Source organism: Streptomyces sp. TN58 (assembly GCF_001941845.1).
Lineage (GTDB): Bacteria > Actinomycetota > Actinomycetes > Streptomycetales > Streptomycetaceae > Streptomyces.
Window position 1 is genome coordinate 5,370,001 of record NZ_CP018870.1, and the last position, 20,888, is coordinate 5,390,888.

Annotated in this window: 10 protein-coding genes, 1 tRNA gene and 2 rRNA genes (1 of these 13 running past the window's edge); 11 read left to right on the forward strand and 2 right to left on the reverse strand. The window is 69.4% G+C overall.

Annotated features, from left to right (window positions below; genetic code table 11):
• From BSL84_RS24565 to BSL84_RS24575, 3 genes are all read left to right on the forward strand, one after another.
• Positions 1-2,616, forward strand: a 23S ribosomal RNA gene (locus tag BSL84_RS24565) (it extends 508 nt beyond the left edge of the window).
• 79 nt (positions 2,617-2,695) lie between these two features.
• Positions 2,696-2,812, forward strand: a 5S ribosomal RNA gene (gene rrf, locus BSL84_RS24570).
• Between the two features lie 5 nt (positions 2,813-2,817).
• Positions 2,818-2,893: transfer RNA gene (locus BSL84_RS24575), tRNA-Thr, on the forward strand.
• Positions 2,894-3,014: 121 nt separating this feature from the next.
• Here the strand turns inward: BSL84_RS24575 and BSL84_RS24580 are convergent.
• Entirely contained in the window at positions 3,015-5,600 is a 2,586-nt protein-coding gene (locus tag BSL84_RS24580) for a SpoIIE family protein phosphatase (RefSeq protein ID WP_075971125.1), read from the reverse strand.
• Between the two features lie 168 nt (positions 5,601-5,768).
• Here BSL84_RS24580 and BSL84_RS24585 point away from each other — a divergent pair, with 168 nt between their 5' ends.
• The 8 genes from BSL84_RS24585 (at position 5,769) to BSL84_RS24620 (ending at position 19,658) form a co-directional block, all read left to right on the forward strand.
• Positions 5,769-11,297 carry a HAMP domain-containing protein gene (locus tag BSL84_RS24585; protein WP_199838743.1) on the forward strand — a complete coding sequence of 1,843 codons (5,529 nt, stop codon included), beginning with the start codon at positions 5,769-5,771 and terminating at the stop codon, positions 11,295-11,297.
• A 274-nt stretch (positions 11,298-11,571) separates the two neighbouring features.
• On the forward strand, positions 11,572-12,255 hold the full coding sequence (locus tag BSL84_RS24590; protein WP_030031912.1) for a response regulator: 684 nt from the start codon (positions 11,572-11,574) through the stop codon (positions 12,253-12,255).
• 115 nt (positions 12,256-12,370) lie between these two features.
• On the forward strand, positions 12,371-15,205 hold the full coding sequence (locus tag BSL84_RS24595) for an FtsK/SpoIIIE family DNA translocase (protein WP_075972212.1): 2,835 nt from the start codon (positions 12,371-12,373) through the stop codon (positions 15,203-15,205).
• Between the two features lie 220 nt (positions 15,206-15,425).
• Complete coding sequence (locus BSL84_RS24600; protein WP_030029311.1) at positions 15,426-16,322, forward strand: helix-turn-helix domain-containing protein; 897 nt, start codon at positions 15,426-15,428, stop codon at positions 16,320-16,322.
• Positions 16,323-16,449: 127 nt separating this feature from the next.
• On the forward strand, positions 16,450-17,955 hold the full coding sequence (gene rimO, locus BSL84_RS24605) for a 30S ribosomal protein S12 methylthiotransferase RimO (RefSeq protein ID WP_030029314.1): 1,506 nt from the start codon (positions 16,450-16,452) through the stop codon (positions 17,953-17,955).
• Complete coding sequence (gene pgsA, locus BSL84_RS24610; RefSeq protein WP_030029316.1) at positions 17,952-18,608, forward strand: CDP-diacylglycerol--glycerol-3-phosphate 3-phosphatidyltransferase; 657 nt, start codon at positions 17,952-17,954, stop codon at positions 18,606-18,608. The genes rimO and pgsA overlap by 4 nt, the downstream gene beginning before the upstream one ends.
• A gap of 23 nt (positions 18,609-18,631) precedes the next feature.
• Entirely contained in the window at positions 18,632-19,171 is a 540-nt protein-coding gene (locus tag BSL84_RS24615) for a CinA family protein (RefSeq protein ID WP_075972213.1), read from the forward strand.
• 109 nt (positions 19,172-19,280) lie between these two features.
• On the forward strand, positions 19,281-19,658 hold the full coding sequence (locus BSL84_RS24620; RefSeq protein ID WP_030029320.1) for a helix-turn-helix domain-containing protein: 378 nt from the start codon (positions 19,281-19,283) through the stop codon (positions 19,656-19,658).
• Between the two features lie 416 nt (positions 19,659-20,074).
• Here BSL84_RS24620 and BSL84_RS24630 read toward each other — a convergent pair whose 3' ends face one another.
• Entirely contained in the window at positions 20,075-20,845 is a 771-nt protein-coding gene (locus BSL84_RS24630) for an SDR family NAD(P)-dependent oxidoreductase (protein ID WP_045322156.1), read from the reverse strand.
• Positions 20,846-20,888 lie beyond the last annotated feature (43 nt).

Below are 20,888 nucleotides of genomic sequence, written 5' to 3' on the forward strand. Positions count from 1 at the left end.
TAAGCCTAAATATTCCCTGGTGACCGATAGCGGATAGTACCGTGAGGGAATGGTGAAAAGTACCGCGGGAGCGGAGTGAAATAGTACCTGAAACCGTGTGCCTACAAGCCGTGGGAGCGTCGCTGTATGTGCTTGCACATGCAGTCGTGACTGCGTGCCTTTTGAAGAATGAGCCTGCGAGTTAGCGGTGTGTAGCGAGGTTAACCCGTGTGGGGAAGCCGTAGCGAAAGCGAGTCCGAACAGGGCGATTGAGTTGCACGCTCTAGACCCGAAGCGGAGTGATCTAGCCATGGGCAGGTTGAAGCGGAGGTAAGACTTCGTGGAGGACCGAACCCACCAGGGTTGAAAACCTGGGGGATGACCTGTGGTTAGGGGTGAAAGGCCAATCAAACTCCGTGATAGCTGGTTCTCCCCGAAATGCATTTAGGTGCAGCGTCGTGTGTTTCTTGCCGGAGGTAGAGCACTGGATAGGCGATGGGCCCTACCGGGTTACTGACCTTAGCCAAACTCCGAATGCCGGTAAGTGAGAGCACGGCAGTGAGACTGTGGGGGATAAGCTCCATGGTCGAGAGGGAAACAGCCCAGAGCATCGACTAAGGCCCCTAAGCGTACGCTAAGTGGGAAAGGATGTGGAGTCGCAGAGACAACCAGGAGGTTGGCTTAGAAGCAGCCACCCTTGAAAGAGTGCGTAATAGCTCACTGGTCAAGTGATTCCGCGCCGACAATGTAGCGGGGCTCAAGCGTACCGCCGAAGTCGTGTCATTGCAGCTAGAGGGCCAACGCCCGCTGTGATGGGTAGGGGAGCGTCGTGTGCCGGGTGAAGCAGCAGCGGAAGCTAGTTGTGGACGGTTCACGAGTGAGAATGCAGGCATGAGTAGCGATACACACGTGAGAAACGTGTGCGCCGATTGACTAAGGGTTCCTGGGTCAAGCTGATCTGCCCAGGGTAAGTCGGGACCTAAGGCGAGGCCGACAGGCGTAGTCGATGGACAACCGGTTGATATTCCGGTACCCGCTTTGAAACGCCCAATATCGAATCAGGCGATGCTAAGTCCGTGAAGCCGTCCTGGATCCTTCGGGTGAAGGGAAGTGGTGGAGCCGACGAACCAGACTTGTAGTAGGTAAGCGATGGGGTGACGCAGGAAGGTAGTCCAGCCCGGGCGGTGGTTGTCCCGGGGTAAGGGTGTAGGCCGAGGGGTAGGCAAATCCGTCCCTCATACAAGGCTGAGACCTGATGCCGAGCCGATTGTGGTGAAGTGGATGATCCTATGCTGTCGAGAAAAGCCTCTAGCGAGTTTCATGGCGGCCCGTACCCTAAACCGACTCAGGTGGTCAGGTAGAGAATACCGAGGCGTTCGGGTGAACTATGGTTAAGGAACTCGGCAAAATGCCCCCGTAACTTCGGGAGAAGGGGGGCCATTCCTGGTGATCGGATTTACTCCGTGAGCTGGGGGTGGCCGCAGAGACCAGCGAGAAGCGACTGTTTACTAAAAACACAGGTCCGTGCGAAGCCGTAAGGCGATGTATACGGACTGACGCCTGCCCGGTGCTGGAACGTTAAGGGGACCGGTTAGTGACCTTTCGGGGTTGCGAAGCTGAGAACTTAAGCGCCAGTAAACGGCGGTGGTAACTATAACCATCCTAAGGTAGCGAAATTCCTTGTCGGGTAAGTTCCGACCTGCACGAATGGCGTAACGACTTCTCGACTGTCTCAACCATAGGCCCGGTGAAATTGCACTACGAGTAAAGATGCTCGTTTCGCGCAGCAGGACGGAAAGACCCCGGGACCTTTACTACAGTTTGATATTGGTGTTCGGTTCGGCTTGTGTAGGATAGGTGGGAGACTTTGAAGCCCCAACGCCAGTTGGGGTGGAGTCGACGTTGAAATACCACTCTGGTCGTGCTGGATGTCTAACCTCGGTCCGTGATCCGGATCAGGGACAGTGTCTGATGGGTAGTTTAACTGGGGCGGTTGCCTCCCAAAGGGTAACGGAGGCGCCCAAAGGTTCCCTCAGCCTGGTTGGCAATCAGGTGTTGAGTGTAAGTGCACAAGGGAGCTTGACTGTGAGACCGACGGGTCGAGCAGGGACGAAAGTCGGGACTAGTGATCCGGCGGTGGCTTGTGGAAGCGCCGTCGCTCAACGGATAAAAGGTACCCCGGGGATAACAGGCTGATCTTCCCCAAGAGTCCATATCGACGGGATGGTTTGGCACCTCGATGTCGGCTCGTCGCATCCTGGGGCTGGAGTCGGTCCCAAGGGTTGGGCTGTTCGCCCATTAAAGCGGTACGCGAGCTGGGTTTAGAACGTCGTGAGACAGTTCGGTCCCTATCCGCTGTGCGCGTAGGAATATTGAGAAGGGCTGTCCCTAGTACGAGAGGACCGGGACGGACGAACCTCTGGTGTGCCAGTTGTCCTGCCAAGGGCATGGCTGGTTGGCTACGTTCGGGAGGGATAACCGCTGAAAGCATCTAAGCGGGAAGCCTGCTTCAAGATGAGTATTCCCACCTCCTTGAGAGGGTAAGGCTCCCAGTAGACGACTGGGTTGATAGGCCAGATGTGGAAGCCCGGTAACGGGTGGAGCTGACTGGTACTAATAGGCCGAGGGCTTGTCCTCAGTTGCTCGCGTCCACTGTGTTAGTTCTGAAATAACGAACGGCTGTGAAAACACCAGCATGTTCAGAATTTCATAGTGTTTCGGTGGTCATAGCGTTAGGGAAACGCCCGGTTACATTCCGAACCCGGAAGCTAAGCCTTTCAGCGCCGATGGTACTGCAGGGGGGACCCTGTGGGAGAGTAGGACGCCGCCGAACAACCCGCCCTTTTAGCTCAGTCGGTAGAGCGTCTCCATGGTAAGGAGAAGGTCAACGGTTCGATTCCGTTAAAGGGCTCCATCAGAAAGGCCCCCGCCATCAGGCGGGGGCCTTTTTTGCGTTGTCCGGTCTGTAGCGGCCCTTGCCGCCGCCGGCCGAGGGGCATCCCGTCGACCGGCAGGCCCGCACCCTCCACCCGCGGTCAGTCACCCGCCCGCGGGTGGGGTACGCGGAAGGCCAGGATCGCCATGTCGTCGGAAGCGGGCTCGGCCGCGAAGCGTTCCACAGCACGCAGGACGCGTGAGGCGACCGCGCCGGCGGTAAGTCCCGTACACGTCGTCAGGACCTCCGCGAGGCCGTCGTCCCCCAGCATGCGGCTGCCCTCGCGCCGCTCCGTCACACCGTCCGTGACGCACAGCAGGACATCACCCGGATCGAGGGTGACCGTCTGCTCGTACAGGTCCAGGTCCTCGATGACGCCCAGCAGAGGCTGCGGTTCCGCCGCCGCGTCGACCATGCCGTTGGGACGCAGGCGCAGCGGGAGCGGGTGGCCCGCGCAGACGACCTTCATCAGCGCGCCGCCGTCCGGCTGCGGGTGGAGTTCACCGTAGAGAAGGGTGAGGAAACGGCTGCGGGCGCCCTCGTCGAGGATCGCCGCGTTGAGGCGCTCCAGGACGGCCGGGCCGCCCAGGCCCTCCCGGGCCAGCAGACGCAGCGCGTGCCGGGCCAGGCCGGTCACAGCCGCCGCCTCCGGGCCCGTACCGCAGACGTCGCCGATGGCGAAACCGTACGCGCCGTCGCGGATCGGGAAGACGTCGTAGAAGTCGCCGCCCACCTCGTTGCCCTCGCCGGCCGCGCGGTAGATGACCTCGACCTCCATCCCGGGGATGGCGGGGGAGCCGGGCGGCAGCAGGCTGCGCTGGAGCGAGCGGCTGATCGCGGTGCGCTCCGAGTACAGGCGGGCGTTGTCCAGCGCGAGGGCGGCCCGACGGGAGAGGTCCTCGGCGAGTTCCAGGATCTCCTGGCGGAAGTGCTCCTCCCGCGGCTTGCCGAGGGTGAGCAGGCCGATCACGCGGTTGCGGGCGAGGAGGGGCAGGACCACCGTCTCGCCGCCGACCGCGAGGGCCGCTTCGGGCCACGGGCGGGCGCCGGCCTCGCGGAGCGGTTCGGGCGGGCTGACCCGGGAGAGCAGCGCCTTCAGGCCGTCGATGCGGTCCTCGTCCTCGTGGAGGACATAGCTGAGGTACGGGTCCGAGGACTGGTCGGCGATGGTGTAGACGGCGCACCACGTGGCGAGCGTCGGGACGGTCATCTGGGCCATGAGGGCCAGGGTCTGGTCCCGGTCCAGGGTGCCGGCGAGCAGGTCGGAGGCCTCGACGAGGAAGGACAGGGAGCCGCGGCGCAGCCGCTCCAGTTCGCCGAGGCGGGCGGACTCCACCGCCAGCGCGATGCGGTCGGCGGCGAACTGGAGGTGCAGTGCCTCCTCGTTCGAGTAGCGGCCGGGGCTCTCCGCGGCGACGCCCAGGGAGCCCGTGAGGCGGCCCTCCACCTTGAGGGGGACGGTGACCGCGGAGCGCATGCCGGTGGCCTCCAGGAGCGGAACGGCCCCGGGGACGGCGACGAGGTCGTCGTGGACGGCGGGCATGCGGGCGGAGCCGTAGCGGTTGGTGCCGGCCTCGACGGGTACGCGGGCGAAGCGCTGGCGGGTCGACGGCAGGCCCGTGGTGGCCCGGACCTCCAGCTCGGTCTCGTCGTCGGTGGCGAGCAGCAGGAACGCGGCGTCGGCGTCCAGGAGGTCGCGGGCGCGTTCCACGGTGCGCTGGAGCAGGCCGTCGAGGTCGTCGGGGGCGGGAGAGCCGATGAAGACCTCGAAGGGGTCGGCGGCGCGGGGCTCCGCGAAGTGGCCGCTGTCCGCGGCGGGCACGCGTACGGGGCTCTGGAGGAGGGCGCGCTCGTCGTCGTGGACGAGCAGGCAGACGGTGGACGGCTCGCCGTGGGCGTCGCGGACCCGCAGGTGGGAGGCGTAGACCGGGATGACGCGGCCGTCGGCGCCCCGGACGCCGTAGCTGCCCTCCCAGCGGGACAGGCGCAGGGCCTCGGCGATGCCGGTTCCGGTGCCGGGAGTCTGCGGCCAGGCGGCGAGCTCGGCCAGCGGGCGGCCCAGCGCCTTCTCCGCGGGGTGGCCGAAAATGTGCTCCGCGTCCTCGTTCCAGGCGGAGACGGCGTCGGCGGAGTCGACCTGGAGGACGGCGACGCGGACCCGGCTGTCGGCGAGGGGGAGCAGCTGGTCGGGGACGACGGGGCCCGCGGAGCGGGTACCGACCGGCCGGTCTGGGAGATCGAGGCGGAACCACACGTGCTTGTGGGTGGCGGTGTACTCGACGCCCCAGCGGGTGGCCAGGGCGGCGCAGAGCATCAGCCCGCGGCCGTTCTCGCGGTCGGGGTCGGCGTACGGGCTGCCGCCGGGGTGCCGCAGCGGCAGCTCGCGCTCCGGGTAGCGGTCGGCGACCTCGACCCGTACGCCGTCCTCGGTGCGCAGGCACAGGACCTCGGCGCGGGTGCCGGCGTGGACCACGGCGTTGGTGACGAGCTCGCTGGTGAGGACGACCGCGTCGTCGACGATGTCCGCGAAGCCCCAGCCCTGCAGGGTGTCGCGGACGAACGCGCGAGCTGCGGCGACCGAGCGCCCGAGGGGGTCGAAGCTGGCAGCCGCCCGTGCCGTGATCACGAATCTCCTTCGACGCGGTTGGACATCGGTTGCCAGGTTACTTACCTTCGCGGACGGCATGGTGCCGTCGTCCGGGAATCCACTCGCAGGGTACGGCCGGTGTGCGATGGTGCCGAAGTGTTATGGCCGGGTTCGGCCAGGGTGAAACACTGGGCAGGCTTGGAGAGCCGGCTTGAGACGAGTCAGGTGTCCGGTGGAACAGCGGTCGACCCTTTCGGGAGGGACACGGTGGAGTCTGGCGCAGTGGTGCGGCGTACGGGAACGCGGCCGAAGGGCGGGCGGTCCCGGCGCGGCGGCACGACAGAGGTCGATACCGCCGCTCTGAACCGGCTGCTCACGGCCCTGGTGTCGATGCGGGACGGGAACTTCCGCAAGCGGCTGACGGTGTCCGGCGAGGGCGTGATGGCGGAGATCGCCGCCGTCTACAACGAGGTCGCCGACCGCAATCTGCACCTGACCGGGGAGCTGTCCCGGGTGCGGCGGATGGTGGGCCGCGAGGGGAAGCTGAGCGAACGGCTGGAAACGGGTGCCTGCGAGGGCTCCTGGGCGGCCGCGATCGACGCATCCAACCAGCTGGTCGACGACCTGGCCCGGCCGGTGTCCGAGGTGGGACGGGTGCTGTCGGCGGTGGCCGAGGGCGACCTGGACCAGCGGATGGACCTGCGGACGCAGGCCGCCGAGGGGGCCGGGCATCCGCTGCGCGGGGAGTTCCTGAAGGTCGGGCGTACGGTCAACAACCTGGTCGACCAGTTGTCCGCGTTCACCGACGAGGTGACGCGCGTGGCGCTGGAGGTGGGCACCGAGGGCAAGCTCGGCGGTCAGGCACAGGTGCGCGGAATGTCCGGTTCCTGGAAGGATCTGACCGACTCCGTCAACACGATGGCGTACCGGCTCACCGCGCAGGTGCGTGACATCGCTCTCGTCACGACGGCGGTCGCGAAGGGCGATCTGTCGCGCAAGGTCACGGTGCACGTGGCCGGCGAGATGCTCCAGCTGAAGAACACCGTGAACACGATGGTGGACCAGCTGTCGTCCTTCTCCTCCGAGGTGACGAGGGTCGCCCGCGAGGTGGGTACGGAGGGGGAGCTGGGCGGCCAGGCCAAGGTGCCCGGGGTCGCCGGCGTGTGGAAGGACCTGACCGACTCCGTCAACACGATGGCGGGGAACCTGACGGCCCAGGTGCGCGGGATCGCGCAGGTGACGACGGCGGTCGCCAACGGCGACCTGTCGCAGAAGGTACGGGTCAGCGCGCGCGGCGAGGTCGCGCAGCTGGCCGAAACGATCAACCAGATGACGGAGACGCTGCGGACCTTCGCGGACGAGGTCACGCGGGTGGCCAGCGAGGTCGGCGCCAAGGGCCTGCTGGGCGGTCAGGCGCAGGTGCCGGGGGCGGCGGGGACCTGGAAGGACCTCACCGACTCGGTGAACACGGTCTTCCGCAACCTCACCACCCAGGTGCGGGACATCGCCCAGGTGACCACGGCGGTGGCCAACGGCGACCTGTCGCAGAAGGTCACCGTCGACGTGGCCGGCGAGATGCTGGAGCTGAAGAACACCGTCAACACGATGGTGGACCAGCTCCAGTCCTTCGGCGCGGAAGTGACGCGTGTGGCCCGTGAGGTCGGCGTCGAGGGCGAGCTGGGCGGTCAGGCGCAGGTGCCGGGGGCGGCGGGGACCTGGAAGGACCTCACCGACTCGGTGAACACCGCCTTCCGCAACCTCACCGGGCAGGTCCGCAACATCGCCCAGGTGACCACGGCGGTGGCCAACGGCGACCTGTCGCAGAAGGTCACGGTCGACGTCTCCGGCGAGATGCTCCAGCTGAAGAACACCGTGAACACGATGGTCGACCAGCTGTCGTCCTTCGCCGACCAGGTCACGCGGATGGCGCGGGACGTGGGCACGGAGGGCCGCCTCGGCGGCCAGGCCCGCGTGGAGGGGGTGTCGGGCACCTGGAAGGAGCTGACCGACTCCGTCAACTTCATGGCGGGGAACCTGACCTCGCAGGTGCGCCAGATCGCGCAGGTGACCACGGCGGTGGCGCGCGGCGACCTGTCGCAGAAGATCGACGTGGACGCCCGGGGCGAGATCCTGGAGCTGAAGAACACCATCAACACGATGGTCGACCAGCTCTCCGCCTTCGCCGAGCAGGTGACCCGGGTGGCCCGGGACGTGGGTACGGAGGGCCGCCTCGGCGGCCAGGCGCAGGTGCCCGGCGTGGCCGGTGTCTGGCGCGACCTGACGGACTCGGTGAACGGCATGGCCGGGAACCTCACCTCGCAGGTGCGCAACATCGCCCAGGTCGCCACGGCGGTGGCGCGCGGCGACCTGTCGCAGAAGATCGACGTGGACGCCCGGGGCGAGATCCTGGAACTGAAGAACACGCTCAACACGATGGTCGACCAGCTCTCGAACTTCGCGGAGCAGGTGACCCGGGTGGCCCGCGAGGTGGGCACGGAGGGCATCCTCGGCGGTCAGGCGGAGGTGAAGGGTGTCTCCGGCACCTGGAAGGACCTCACCCAGTCCGTCAACTTCATGGCGAACAACCTGACCTCGCAGGTGCGCAACATCGCCGAGGTGACGACGGCGGTCGCCATGGGCGACCTCTCCAAGAAGATCACCGTGGACGCCAAGGGCGAGATCCTCGAACTCGTCACGACCGTCAACACGATGGTGGACCAGCTGTCCTCGTTCGCGGAGCAGGTGACCCGGGTGGCCCGCGAGGTGGGCACCGAGGGCATCCTCGGCGGCCAGGCCCGCGTCCGCGGGGTCACCGGCATCTGGAAGGACCTCAGCGACAACGTCAACACGATGGCCGGGAACCTGACGGCCCAGGTGCGCGGCATCGCACAGGTGTCGGCGGCCGTCGCCAACGGCGACCTGACGAAGAAGGTCACCGTCGAGGCGCGCGGCGAGGTGGCGCAGCTCGCCGACACCGTCAACACGATGGTGAAGACCCTGTCGTCGTTCGCCGACGAGGTGACGAGGGTGGCCCGCGAGGTGGGCACCGAGGGCCGGCTCGGCGGGCAGGCGCATGTGCCGGGGGTGTCGGGGACGTGGAAGGACCTCACCGACTCGGTGAACTTCATGGCCTCCAACCTCACCGGCCAGGTGCGGCAGATCGCCATGGTCACGACCGCCATCGCCAAGGGCGACATGACCAAGAAGATCGACATCGACGCCCGGGGCGAGATCCTGGAGCTGAAGACCACCATCAACACGATGGTCGACCAGCTGTCCTCCTTCGCCGACCAGGTGACGAGGGTGGCCCGCGAGGTGGGCACCGAGGGCATCCTGGGCGGCCAGGCGCGGGTGCGCGACGTCGACGGCACGTGGCGGGACCTGACCGAGTCCGTGAACGAGATGGCCGGGAACCTCACCCGGCAGGTGCGCGCGATCGCGGCCGTGGCCACCGCGGTGACCCGCGGCGACCTCAGCCTGAAGGTCGACGTGGACGCCGCGGGCGAGATCCAGGTCCTCCAGGACAACATCAACACGATGATCGTCAACCTGCGCGACACCACCCTGGCCAACAAGGAGCAGGACTGGCTCAAGGGCAACCTGGCCCGTATCTCCGCACTGATGCAGGGCCGCCGGGACCTCGACGACGTCGCCTCGCTGATCATGAGCGAGCTGACCCCGGTGGTCTCCGCGCAGCACGGAGCCTTCTTCCTGGCGGTGCCGGCCGGCGGTACCAGCGAGATCGGGACGGAGGGCGGCGCGGACGGCACGTACGAGCTGCGGATGCGCGGCAGCTACGCGTACGCCGGCGGTCAGATGCCCATCTCCTTCCGGCCGGGGGAGGGGCTGATCGGAGCGGTCGCCGAGGAGAAGCGGACGATCCTCGTCGAGAACACGCCTCCCGGCTACCTGAAGATCTCCTCGGGCCTGGGCGAGGCGCCGCCCGCGCACGTGATCGTGCTGCCCGTGCTCTTCGAGGGGAAGGTGCTCGGCGTCATCGAGCTGGCCTCCTTCACGGGCTTCACGCAGATCCAGAAGGACTTCCTCAGCCAGATCGCCGAGATGATCGGTACGAGTGTCAACACCATCAGCGTCAACTCCAAGACGGAGATGCTGCTCAAGCAGTCGCAGGAGATGACCGAGCAGCTGCGCGAGCGGTCCGACGAGTTGGAGAACCGGCAGAAGGCCCTGCAGGCCGCCAACGCGGAGCTGGAGGAGAAGGCCGAACTGCTGGCCCAGCAGAACCGCGACATCGAGGTGAAGAACACCGAGATCGAGGAGGCGCGGCAGGTCCTGGAGGAGCGTGCCGAGCAGCTCGCGGTCTCGATGCGCTACAAGTCCGAGTTCCTGGCGAACATGTCGCACGAGCTGCGCACTCCGCTCAACTCGCTGCTGATCCTGGCCAAGCTGCTCGCCGACAACGCGGACGAGAACCTGTCGCCGAAGCAGGTGGAGTTCGCCGAGACCATCCACGGCGCGGGCTCCGACCTGCTCCAGCTGATCAACGACATCCTCGACCTGTCGAAGGTCGAGGCCGGGAAGATGGACGTCTCGCCGACCCGGATCGCGCTGGTACAGCTCGTGGACTACGTGGAGGCGACGTTCCGGCCGCTGACGGCGGAGAAGGGCCTGGACTTCTCGGTGCGGGTCTCCCCGGAGCTGCCCGCCACCCTGCACACCGACGAGCAGCGGCTGCTGCAGGTGCTGCGCAACCTGCTGTCGAACGCGGTGAAGTTCACCGACACCGGTGCGGTGGAGCTGGTGATCCGGCCCGCCGGGGCCGATGTGCCGGCGGCGATCCGCGAACAGCTGCTGGAGGCCGGCTCGCTCCGGGAGGCGGACGCGGACCTGATCGCCTTCTCGGTGACCGACACGGGCATCGGGATCGCGGCGAGCAAGATGCTGGTGATCTTCGAGGCGTTCAAGCAGGCCGACGGGACGACGAGCCGCAAGTACGGCGGTACCGGGCTGGGGCTGTCCATCAGCCGGGAGATCGCACGGCTGCTGGGCGGTGAGATCCACGCGGCGAGCGAGCCCGGCCGCGGCTCCACCTTCACGCTGTACCTGCCGCTGCACCCGAGCGAGCTGCCGCCGCAGGGGTACGCGCCGCCCACCCCGGGCGGCGCCCGCGGCGAGCTGTACCGCCGCTCCCTCGACGGGGCGCGCCCCGGACTGCCGGTGCTGCCGGCCGGGGGCGGTGCGCTGCCGGAGGCGCCGTCCGAGCCCGCACCGCCGGGAGCTGGGCAGCCGGGGCAGTCGGGGCAGAACAGCGGGGCGGCCGGGCTGTTCCGGCGCCGGCGCAAGGCGCTGAGCGACCTGGAGCCCCGTACGGTGCCGGCGCAGCCGAACACGACGGGGGCCGAGGACGGCTGGGACACCGCGCAGGAGGAGCCCCAGGCGGCGGCCCGGACGTACGACTTCCACGGCGAGCGGGTGCTCATCGTCGACGACGACGTCCGCAACGTCTTCGCGCTCACCAGCGTGCTGGAGCAGCACGGACTGGCCGTGCTGTACGCGGAGAACGGGCGGGAGGGCATCGAGGTCCTGGAGCAGCACGACGATGTGAAGGTCGTGCTGATGGACATCATGATGCCCGAGATGGACGGGTACGCCACGACCTCGGCGATCCGGCGGATGCCGCAGTTCGCGGGGCTGCCGATCATCGCGCTGACGGCCAAGGCGATGAAGGGGGACCGGGAGAAGGCGATCGACTCCGGCGCTTCCGACTACGTCACCAAGCCGGTCGACCCCGACTACCTGTTGTCGGTGATGGAGCAGTGGATGCTCGGCAAGTGACAGGAGGGAGAGCGGACGGGCGCCGGTCGCTGACGCACCGTGGCCGAAGCGGTGTGGGAGGGCGGTACACGGGGAACCTTCTGCTCTCCCCCCGCGTTTCTGCTTCGTGCACAGTGACATCTTGGTGACAGGGTGTGGCGATCTCGGGACTGGGGCTACGATGACCGGCACAAGGACGGACGGCGCACGGGTGTCGTCCTCTGGGGCGGGGCCCGGCGCACAGGCCGGTGCCACGAGCCGGGGAGGCCCCATGCCGGGGCGAGGAGGACAGGGCATGGTGCAGAAGGCCAAGATCCTCCTGGTCGACGACCGGCCGGAGAATCTGCTGGCGTTGGAGGCCATCCTCTCCGCGCTCGATCAGACACTGGTCCGGGCGTCGTCGGGGGAGGAGGCGCTCAAAGCGCTGCTGACGGACGATTTCGCGGTCATCCTGTTGGATGTGCAGATGCCGGGCATGGACGGGTTCGAGACGGCCGCGCACATCAAGCGGCGCGAACGCACCCGGGACATTCCGATCATCTTCCTCACCGCGATCAACCACGGCCCGCATCACACCTTCCGCGGTTACGCGGCGGGTGCGGTCGACTACATCTCCAAGCCGTTCGACCCGTGGGTGCTGCGGGCCAAGGTCTCCGTCTTCGTGGAGCTGTACACGAAGAACTGCCAACTGCGGGAGCAGGCGGCCCTGCTGAGGCTCCAGCTGGAGGGCGGCGACTCCAAGGGCGTGGACGCAGGCAGGGAGACGGCGGGCCTGCTGGCCGAGCTCTCCGCGCGGCTCGCGGCCGTCGAGGAGCAGGCCGAGGCGCTGAGCAAGCAGCTCGGAGAGGACGTCGCCGACGCCGGTGTCGTGGCGACCGCGGCCCATCTCGAACGTAAACTCACCGGTCTGCGGCGGGCGCTGGACGCCCTGGAGCCCGGGAGCGCCGGAGGGGCCCCGGCACTGCCCTCGCAGAACTGACCGCGTAGGCGTCCGGCTTGGCGGAGCGTCAAAGGACCTGCCCCGGCGACGACACGAACGGGTGAAGGGGTGGGCACGCGTGTCCACCGGCGCCCGCACCGGTAACCTCGGGCCCATGGCCTCACGTACGTCCGGCAAGGGCTCCCCGAGCAGTGCGGGCACCGCGAAGGGCCGCACCGGCCGTACGGCGGCGCCGGCCAGGAAGGCTGCCCCCGCGGGCAAGCCCCCGGCGAAGAAGGCCGCGGCCGCCAGGCGTGCCCCGGCCAAGAAGGCCGCGGCCAAGCCCGCGCCGTCCCCGACGAGCGGCGTGCTGCGACTGGTGCGGGCCCTCTGGCTGGGCTGCGCGCACGCGGTCGGCGCCGTCTTCCGCGGGATCGGCCAGGGAGCGAGGAACCTCGACCCCGCCCACCGCAAGGACGGCCTCGCGCTGCTGCTCCTCGCCCTGGCGCTGATCGTCGCCGCCGGTACCTGGTCGAACCTGAGCGGTCCCGTCGGGGATCTGGTGACCATGCTGGTCACCGGTGCCTTCGGGCGACTGGATCTGCTCGTTCCGATACTGCTCGGCGTCATGGCGGTACGTTTCATCCGCCACCCCGAGCAGGCCGACGCCAACGGCCGTATCGGCATCGGGCTGTCCGCCCTCGCCATCGGCGTCCTCGGCCTGGTCCACATCGCCTGCGGGGCCCCCGGCCGGGACGAGGGCACCACCGCCATGCAGAACGCGGGCGGCCTCATCGGCTGGGCCGCCTCCAAGCCGCTGATCTTCACCATGGGCGCGCCGCTGGCGGTGCCCATGCTGGTGCTGCTCACCGTCTTCGGCCTCCTCGTCGTCACCGCGACCCCGGTCAACGCGATCCCGCAGCGGCTGCGCCGGCTCGGCATCCGGCTCGGGATCATCGCCCCGAACGAGTACGACGAGGGCTACGGGCAGGCCGACGGCGGGGCCGTTGCCGGACACGACCCCGAACAGTGGCGAGCCCATGGCGGCGACCCCGCGGACACCGCCGAGGAGGAGGCCCTGGCCCGGCGGCGCCGGCCGCGCAGGACCGCCACCCGCCCCGCGGCGGACCGGGCGACGGGCCGGGGGATGGACGCCGTCGACGTGGCCGCGGCGGCCGCCGCCGCGCTGGACGGGGCGGTGTACGGCGGTATGCCGCCGTCCCCGCTCGTCGCCGACCTCACGCAGGGGATCTCCGCCGAGCGCGACGGCGCCGAGGTCACCGCCCCGGTGCCGACCGCCCGCGGCGGGCGTGCCGCCGCGAAGGCGGCCCCCGGGGCACCCGGGGACTCCGCTTCGCCCGCCGCTTCGTCGGCCGCGGCCTCCGCCGTGCCCGAGGCAGTCGCGGAGCCCGCCGGGCAGCCGCGCGCCACCACCGCGGCGGCCTCCGGAACGCTGGCGGTGCCCGACCTGACGAAGGCCGCCCCCGAGGCCCAGCCGCTGCCGCCCCGCGCCGAGCAGCTCCAGCTGCGCGGGGACATCACGTACTGCCTGCCCTCGCTGGACCTGCTGGAGAAGGGCGGGCCCGGCAAGACCCGCAGCGCCGCCAACGACGCGGTCGTCGCCTCCCTGCGCAACGTGTTCACCGAGTTCAAGGTGGACGCCGACGTCACCGGATTCACCCGGGGTCCGACGGTCACCCGCTACGAGGTCACCCTCGGCGCGGCCGTCAAGGTCGAGCGGATCACCGCCCTGACCAAGAACATCGCCTATGCCGTGGCCAGCCCGGACGTGCGGATCATCAGCCCGATCCCGGGCAAGTCCGCGGTCGGCATCGAGATCCCCAACACCGACCGTGAGATGGTCAACCTGGGCGACGTCCTGCGCCTCGCGGACGCTGCCGAGGACGACCACCCGATGCTGGTCGCGCTCGGCAAGGACGTCGAGGGCGGCTACGTCATGGCCAACCTCGCCAAGATGCCGCACGTGCTGGTCGCCGGCGCCACCGGATCCGGCAAGTCCTCCTGCATCAACTGCCTGATCACCTCGATCATGGTGCGGGCCACCCCGGAGGACGTCCGGATGGTCCTCGTCGACCCCAAGCGCGTCGAGCTGACGGCGTACGAGGGCATCCCGCACCTGATCACGCCGATCATCACCAACCCCAAGCGGGCCGCCGAGGCGCTCCAGTGGGTCGTGCGCGAGATGGACCTGCGCTACGACGACCTGGCCGCCTTCGGCTTCCGGCACATCGACGACTTCAACCAGGCCATCCGGGACGGGAAGATCAAACTCCCGCCGGGCAGCGAACGGGAGCTCAGCCCCTACCCGTACCTGCTGGTGATCGTCGACGAGCTGGCCGACCTGATGATGGTGGCCCCGCGCGACGTCGAGGACTCCATCGTCCGCATCACCCAGCTGGCCCGCGCCGCCGGCATCCACCTGGTGCTCGCCACCCAGCGGCCCTCGGTGGACGTGGTCACGGGCCTGATCAAGGCGAACGTGCCCTCGCGCCTCGCCTTCGCCACGTCCTCCCTCGCGGACAGCCGGGTCATCCTCGACCAGCCCGGCGCCGAGAAGCTCATCGGCAAGGGCGACGGGCTGTTCCTGCCGATGGGGGCGAACAAGCCCGTCCGCCTCCAGGGCGCGTTCGTCACCGAAGACGAGATCGCCGGGATCGTGCAGCACTGCAAGGACCAGATGGCGCCGGTCTTCCGGGACGACGTCACGGTGGGGCAGAAGCAGAAGAAGGAGATCGACGAGGACATCGGCGACGACCTGGACCTGCTGTGCCAGGCGGCGGAGCTGGTCGTCACCACGCAGTTCGGCTCCACCTCGATGCTCCAGCGCAAGCTGCGGGTGGGCTTCGCGAAGGCCGGACGGCTCATGGACCTCATGGAGTCGCGGGGCATCGTCGGCCCGAGCGAGGGTTCGAAAGCGCGTGACGTCCTGCTGAAGGCCGACGAGCTGGACGGGGTGCTCGCGGTGATCCGCGGCGAGACGCATTCGTAGCCGTTTGGCGGGCAACCGTTTCCCTTGGGGCCGCGTCAAGTTGAAGAGAGGTGGCGGCACCCGCGTACGACGTCCCGTACGGCGTGGGACCGCCGCGCCGGAGGGACCCTTCCACGCCATTCGGATGGCGTAGGAAGAGCACCCTCCGGTTGCTCCACCCTTTCGTCACCCCCCTAGACTGGACTTCCAGCAGGTGGCTACACGCTCGAAAGGCGCCCTTGTGTCCATCGGCAACTCCAACTCCCCCGAAGAAGAGCGGCCTTCGACCGACGACCGGTCCGAGGACCGCCTCGTCGAACGTTCCGTCGAAGAGCCGTCCATCGGGACGGCCCTCAAGAAGGCCCGGATCGCCGCCGGGCTCACAGTCGACGAGGTCAGTTCCGTCACCCGCGTGCGCATCCCGATCGTGCACGCGATCGAAGAGGACGACTTCACGCGGTGCGGCGGCGACGTCTACGCCCGCGGCCACATCCGTACCCTCGCCCGCGCCGTCCACCTCGATCCGGCACCCCTGGTCGAGAGCTACGACGCGGCCCACGGCGGCCGGCCGGCCCCCACCCCCGCCGCGCCGATGTTCGACGCCGAGCGGATCCGCCCCGAGCGGCAGCGGCCCAACTGGACCGCCGCCATGGTCGCCGCCATCGTCGCCGTCGTCGGCTTCGTGGGCTTCACCGCCTTCGGCGGCGGCGACGCCAAGGAGAAGCGCCCCGTGGCGGAGGGATCCGCCTCCCCCAAGCCCGCACCCAAGCAGAGCGGCGGCCAGCCTGCCGCGCAGCCCACCCAGGTCCCGCCGGCCGCCAAGCCGGAGCCCTCGGACAGCGCCATCGCCGCCGCGCCCAAGGACCTCGTCACGGTCGTCCTGACGGCCGACACGGGCGAGAGCTGGATCTCCGCGAAGGACTCCACGGGCCGGCTCCTCTTCGACGGCACCCTCGTGCAGGGGCAGTCGAAGACGTTCACGGACAAGGAGTCCGTCGACCTCGTGCTCGGCGACGCCGGGGCCGTGAAGCTCTTCGTGAACGGCAAGGAGATCAAGGACGATTTCCAGCCGGGTCAAGTGGAACGCCTCACATACACCAAGGAGGACCCCTCCCAGGACCAGCCGCAGGCGGGCTGACCGAAGGGGCCGCCCCAGGGCGGAAGGCGTTGACCGGGATCCCCGGGGTGCTGCCCGCACCCCGGGGATCTTGGCGTACGGGGGCGTGCGGCTGGGGCCCGCGCCGGGACGAAGTAGTCTTGAGTCCATGCCCGAACGCCGTACCGTCGCCCTTGTCACTCTTGGCTGCGCCCGTAACGAGGTGGACTCGGAGGAGCTCGCAGGCCGCTTGGCGGCGGATGGCTGGGAGCTCGTCGAGGACGCCGCCGACGCGGACGTTGCCGTCGTCAACACCTGCGGCTTCGTCGAAGCCGCGAAGAAGGACTCCGTAGACGCCCTGCTGGAAGCCAACGACCTCAAGGACCACGGCAGGACCCAGGCCGTCGTCGCCGTCGGCTGCATGGCCGAGCGCTACGGCAAGGAGCTCGCCGAAGCCCTGCCCGAGGCCGACGGGGTCCTCGGCTTCGACGACTACGCCGACATCTCCAACCGCCTCCAGGTCATCCTCGGCGGCGGCAGCGTCGAAGCCCACACCCCCCGCGACCGCCGCCAGCTGCTGCCGATCAGCCCCGCCGCGCGCCAGGACGCCGCCGTCGCCCTCCCCGGGCACGCCCAGGCGCCCGCCGAGGAGCCCGCAGAGGCCCCCGCGGACCTGCCCGAAGGTGTCGCGCCCGCCTCCGGCCCGCGCGCCCCGCTGCGCCGGCGCCTGGACAAGAGCCCCGTGGCCTCGGTCAAGCTGGCCTCCGGCTGCGACCGGCGCTGCTCCTTCTGCGCCATCCCGTCCTTCCGCGGCTCCTTCATCTCGCGCCGCCCCGCCGACGTGCTGGGCGAGACCCGCTGGCTGGCCGAGCAGGGCGTCAAGGAGATCATGCTGGTCTCCGAGAACAACACCTCGTACGGCAAGGACCTCGGCGACATCCGGCTCCTGGAGACGCTGCTGCCCGAGCTCGCCGCCGTCGACGGCATCGAGCGCGTCCGCGTCAGCTATCTCCAGCCCGCCGAGATGCGCCCGGGCCTCATCGACGTGCTGACCTCGACCCCCAAGGTCGTGCCGTACTTCGACCTGTCCTTCCAGCACTCGGCCCCGGACGTGCTGCGGGCCATGCGCCGCTTCGGTGACACCGACCGCTTCCTGGAGCTGCTGGACACCATCCGCTCCAAGGCCCCGCAGGCCGGCGTCCGCTCGAACTTCATCGTCGGCTTCCCCGGCGAGACGGAAGCCGACTTCGCCGAGCTGGAGCGCTTCCTCACCCACGCCCGCCTCGACGCGATCGGCGTGTTCGGCTACTCCGACGAGGACGGCACGGAGGCCGTCACCTACGAGGGCAAGCTGGACGAGGACACGATCGCCGAGCGCCTGGCGCACATGCAGCGGCTCGCCGAGGAGCTCACCGCCCAGCGTGCGGAGGAGCGGATCGGCGAGACCCTGGAAGTGCTCGTCGAGACGGTCGTGCCGTTCGACGAGGCCGAGGACGGCGAGGGCGCCTACGGGCGCGCCGCCCACCAGGCCCCCGAAACCGACGGCCAGGTCGTCTTCACGGACGGCACCGGCCTGGTCCCCGGGCGTATCGTCACCGCGAAGGTCGTCGGCACCCTGGGAGTGGACCTGGTGGCCGAGCCCCTGGACCTGCACTTTGAGGAGGCGACCGGATGACCGGTGTCCCGGCATCTGCGGCGGGCGGGACCGGCCGCCGGCCCGTACCCGGCGCGAAGCTGGGGGCCGCGGCGGTCGATCAGGCCAGCCTGTGGAACATCGCCAACATCCTGACGATGATCCGGCTCGTGCTGGTGCCGGGGTTCGTCCTGCTGCTCCTCGCCGACGGAGGCTACGACCCCGCCTGGCGGGCCTGGGCCTGGGCGGCGTTCGCCGTCGCCATGATCACGGACATCTTCGACGGGCACCTGGCCCGGACGTACAACCTGGTCACCGACTTCGGCAAGATCGCCGACCCGATCGCCGACAAGGCGATCATGGGCTCGGCGCTGATCTGCCTCTCCTGGCTCGGCGACCTCCCGTGGTGGGTGACCGGGGTGATCCTCGGACGGGAGCTGGGGATCACGCTGCTGCGCTTCTGGGTCATCCGTTACGGCGTGATTCCGGCCAGCCGCGGCGGCAAGCTGAAGACGCTGGCCCAGGGCACGGCCGTGGGCATGTACGTCCTCGCACTGACCGGTGCGCTGGCGACGATGCGCTTCTGGGTGATGGCGATCGCGGTCGTGCTGACCGTCGTCACCGGTTTGGACTACATCCGCCAGGCGATCGTGCTGCGCCGCCAGGGACTCGCCGCGGAGCGGGCCGCGCGGTGACGTACGGGGCGGGGGATGCCGGGGTGGCGCGGGGGCGCTCCGGAGCGGGCGAGGGGCGCACGGCTGCCGCGTACGCGCTCCAGCTGCTCGCGGAGAGTGACCAGACCCTCGCTGTCGCCGAATCACTGACCGGTGGCATGGTCGCGGCCGAGCTGACGGCCGTCCCCGGGGCCTCCCGGTCCTTCCGCGGATCGGTCACGGCGTACGCCACGGAGGTCAAACACCGGGTCCTCGGGGTCAGCGCCGACCTGCTGGCGGCCGAAGGCGCCGTGAACGCCCAGGTCGCCGCCGAGATGGCCGCCGGCGTGCGGAGCGTGATGGGCGCTTCGTGGGGGATCGCGACGACCGGTGTGGCCGGTCCGGAGCCCCAGGACGGCCGTCCGGTGGGCACGGTTTTCGTCGCCGTTGACGGTCCGGGGTGCAGGAAAACGGTCCGGCTGAGGTTGAACGGCTCCCGGGAGGAAATCCGTAGGGAGAGTGCACGGACAGTGCTCGGGCTTCTCTCGGACGAACTCCGCGAGAATGCGCGGGGGCAGGATACGGAACAGAACGGGGGGATTTGATGTTTGCAGCCCTGAGTGAACACGACATCGCTCCCCGCACGGCCGCGGCGCGAGGCGGTACGGTGGGGCGTGAAGGATGCGGCTACACGGTCAGAGGAGGGAGCCACCGATGATTCTGCTCCGTCGCCTGCTGGGTGACGTGCTGCGTCGGCAGCGCCAGCGCCAGGGCCGTACTCTGCGCGAAGTCTCCTCGTCGGCCCGAGTTTCGCTCGGCTATCTCTCCGAGGTGGAGCGGGGGCAGAAGGAGGCATCCTCCGAGCTGCTCTCCGCGATCTGCGACGCGTTGGACGTACGGATGTCCGAGCTGATGCGCGAAGTCAGTGACGAACTGTCGCTCGCTGAGCTGGCGCAGTCGGCCGCGGCAAGCGAACCGGTCCCCGTACCGGTCCGCCCGATGCTCAATTCGGTCTCGATGGCTTCGGTCGCCGGTCCGGAACGGGTGACCATCAAGGCGCCTGCGGAAGCGGTGAATGTAGTAGCCGCGTGAGCGAGCACGTGCGTGTCTGAGCTTGGCCGGAGCCCCGGCCGGTGCGTGGAGCACCGGCCGGGGCTCCCGGCCGTTCTGGGTGCGGGCACGGGGGGCGTGCGAGACGATGGGGCCGTCCGGGTCCCGGCCCCTGGAGGTGGCAGTGCGGACGTCGCTGCGCTTGCCCGTCCTGACGGCCCTCGCGCTGACGGTCGGGGCCCTGTGGTGGTGGGCCGTGCTGCGGCTGGTCCTGGCGCCCGCCGAGGCAGGGGCCGTGGAGGGCGCGGTGGCCGTGGGCGGCTGGGGACTGGGGCTGCTGCCGGTGCACTGTGTGCCGGCGCCGCTGCGCCGGGCCCGGCGTCGGGCCGGGACGTCCGGGGTGCCGTGTGGGCCGGGGGAGTCCGGGGCGCCGGGCGGGCCGGGGGAGTCCGGGCCGGTCACCACGGCATCGAGACCCCGCCGTTCGGACGCAGGATCTGGCCCGTCATGAAGGACGAGGCGTCCGAGGCCAGGTAGAGCACCGCCTGGGCGACGTCCTCCGGTTCGCCGACCCGGCGCAGGGGCGACATACGGACCATGGCGGCCTCGGTCTGCGCCTGGACCTCCGGGCTGTGGCGGCCGGTCATCGGGGTGCGGATCCAGCCGGGGGCGACGGCGTTGACCCGTATGCCGTGCGGGCCGGCCTCGGTGGCGAGGGTCTTCGTGAGCTGGACGACAGCGGCCTTGGCGGCGCTGTAGCAGAGCAGGCCGGGCTGGGCGGCGTCCACGGCGCCGGAGGCCATGGTGACGATCGAGCCGGGGCGGCCCGCCGCGATCATGGAGCGGGCGGCTTCCTGGCAGGTGCGCAGGACCCCCTTGAAGTTGATGTCCAGGACCCGGTCGAGGTCCTCGTCGGCCGTTTCCAGGACGGTGCTGGTGTGCATGATCCCGGCGATGGCGGCCGCGATGTCGAGGGGGCCCGCGGCGTTGACGGCGGCCCTGACCGCCGCCCGGTCGGTGACGTCGAGGGGGTGGACGGTGGCGCCGCCGCCGGCCTTGGCGGCGAGGGCGGCGGTCTCGGCCAGGCCCTCCTCGTCGCGGTCGGCGCAGTGCACGTGGGCGCCGGCGGCGGCGAGGAGGACGGCACTGGCGCGGCCGATGCCGCCTGCGGCTCCGGTGACCAGGGCGGTGCGGCCGGTGAGGTCGTACGGGGCTGTGGGAGAGGGCATGACGGGACGGTACGACCGGATCTGACGGGTCGTCAATCAGTCG